The following is a 2955-nucleotide window of genomic DNA, read 5'->3' on the forward strand; positions in this document are numbered from 1 at the left end:
TCCAAGAAGCTCGTTGAAAAAGAGCGTCCTGAAGTTTGGGACATTCTCGACGAAGTGATCCGCGAGCATCCTGTGATGCTGAACCGCGCACCAACCTTGCACCGCTTGGGCATCCAAGCCTTCGAACCGAAGTTGATCGAAGGTAAGGCCATCCAGCTGCACCCGTTGGTCTGTACCGCATTCAACGCCGACTTCGACGGCGACCAAATGGCCGTACACGTGCCATTGTCGATTGAAGCTCAGCTTGAAGCCCGCGTGCTCATGATGTCGACCAACAACATCTTGAGCCCTGCAAGCGGCAAGCCCATCATCGTGCCAAGCCAAGACATCGTCTTGGGTCTCTACTTCTTGTCGATTGAGCGTGATGGCGAAATCGGCGAAGGCAAGGCCTTCCGTGACTTGGGCGAAATCGAAGCGGCTTTGGATGCAGACGTTGTGACGCTGCATTCCAAGATCAAAGCGCGTTATGTTGGCGTCGATGATGAGGGCAAGCCCGTCACCAAGACGATCAACACGACCCCAGGCCGCTTCATGATTGCGGATCTGTTGCCACGTCACCCCAAGGTGCCGCCAACAATCGTCAATCAGCTGATGACCAAGAAGGAAGTCTCCAACATCATCGACCAAGTCTACCGCTTCTGCGGTCAGAAGGCGACGGTGATCTTTGCAGACCGCATGATGCAATTGGGCTTCAAGGAAGCTTGTAAGGCCGGCATTTCCTTCGGCATGGCCGACATGGTTGTGCCACCTGAAAAGGAAGCCATGGTCGAAGCAACCCGGACCAGCGTCGAAGAATATGAGCAACAATATTCCGACGGTCTGATCACCAAGGGTGAGAAGTACAACAAGGTCGTGGACGCGTGGTCGAAATGTACCGACCGCGTGGCAGACGCGATGATGGAAGAAGTCTCGAAGCTTCGTCCAGGTCGCGACGGCGTAACCTTGGAGATGAACTCCGTTTACATGATGGCGCACTCTGGTGCCCGTGGTTCGAAGAACCAGATGAAGCAATTGGCCGGGATGCGCGGTCTGATGGCCAAGCCATCGGGCGAAATCATCGAAACGCCAATCATCTCGAACTTCAAAGAAGGCCTGACCGTTCAGGAATACTTCAACTCCACCCACGGTGCGCGTAAAGGCTTGGCCGATACCGCACTTAAGACCGCAAACTCGGGTTATCTCACCCGTCGTTTGGTCGACGTGGCGCAGGATTGCATCATCACCGAAGAAGATTGCGGCACCTCGATGGGTATCGAGTTGCGGGCTGTCACCGAAGGGGCGGAAGTCATCGTCTCCTTGGAACAGCGCATTCTGGGCCGGACCTTGGCGCAAGATGCGGTCGATCCTCAAACCGGCGAAGTCCTCTACCCACAAGACACCTATGTGGATGAAGACATTGCCATCGCCATCGATAAGGCTGGCGTGCAGACCATTAAGGTCCGTTCGCCTCTGACGTGCGAAACCCGCAACGGCGTGTGCGCGACCTGCTATGGCCGTGACCTTGCTCGCGGTACCCGCGTCAACCATGGTGAAGCTGTCGGCGTTATCGCCGCTCAGTCGATCGGTGAGCCTGGTACCCAGCTGACCATGCGTACCTTCCACATTGGTGGTGCGGCACAGGTGGCCGATACCAGCTTCATGGAAGCCGGTCTCGACGGTGAAGTCCGCTTCATGAACCGTGCAACGGTGAAGCGCGATGATGGCGATCTGGTCTGCTTGAGCCGCAACATGGTGATCGCCGTGTTTGATGGGGAAGGCAAAGAGCGTCAGTCCTTCAAATTGCCATTCGGTGCGCGCATTCGTGCCGAAGACAAGACCAAGGTCGTTCGCGGCCAGCGTCTGGCCGACTGGGACCCGTTTGCAACCCCAATCGTCACCGAAGTTGGCGGCCGCGTGCGTCTGCAAGACCTCGTGGACGGCATCTCGGCCCGCGACGAATTGGACGATGCAACCGGTATTTCGTCCAAGCGCGTGATCGACTGGCGTGGCGCTAAGGCCAATAATGACCTGCGCCCTGCCGTGGCTCTGTTGAACGACGATGGTAGCTTCGTGAAATTGGCCAATGGCGCAGACGCTGTCTACACCTTGCCAATCGATGCGATCTTGTCGGTCACCGATGGTGAAATGATCGGGCCAGGTGCCACTCTGTCGCGTGTTGCGACCGGTGGGGCCAAGACCCGCGACATCACGGGTGGTCTGCCACGCGTTGCGGAATTGTTTGAAGCTCGTCGTCCAAAGGATCACGCGATCATCGCTGAAATCGATGGCCGGGTTGAGTTCGGTAAGGACTACAAGAACAAGCGCAAAGTGCTCATCATCCCGGATGATGAGGCACTGGAACCCGCAACCTATCTGATCGCCAAGGGCAAGCACTTGTCGGTCCAAGATGGCGACCGGATCAAGCGCGGCGAATATCTGCTCGACGGCAACCCAGCACCACAAGACATCTTGGCGGTTCTGGGCGTGGAAGCTTTGGCCGAATATCTGGTTGAAGAAATCCAGAAGGTCTATCGTCTCCAAGGCGTGGGTATCAATGACAAGCACATTGAAACCATCGTCCGCCAGATGTTGCAGAAGGTGGAAGTCACCGATCCAGGCGATACCGACATGATCAAGGGCGATGCCATTGATGAAGTCGATCTGATCGATGAAAACGCCCGCATGAAGGAATTGGGTCTCCGCGAAGCCACAGCAGAGCCTGTGCTTCTGGGGATCACCAAAGCCTCGCTGCAGACACGTTCGTTCATCTCGGCCGCGTCGTTCCAAGAAACCACCCGCGTCCTCACCGACGCAGCGGTCAACGGCAAGCACGACACGCTGGAAGGCCTCAAGGAAAACGTCATCGTGGGCCGCCTGATCCCAGCCGGTACCGGTGGTGCACTCCGCCGCTTGAAGGCGATTGCCGCCTATCAGGATGCCGATGCCGCGATCGAGCAAGAAAGCGCGATGGAGCCT

Annotated in this window: 1 protein-coding gene; it reads left to right on the forward strand. The window is 57.1% G+C overall.

Annotation, left to right across the window (positions count from 1 at the left end):
- A partial coding sequence (rpoC, locus tag ACOVRA_RS03250; protein WP_421719034.1) for a DNA-directed RNA polymerase subunit beta' occupies positions 1-2955 on the forward strand: 2955 nt, incomplete at both ends.

The organism is Aquidulcibacter sp. (assembly GCF_049239865.1).
Lineage (GTDB): Bacteria > Pseudomonadota > Alphaproteobacteria > Caulobacterales > Aquidulcibacteraceae > Aquidulcibacter.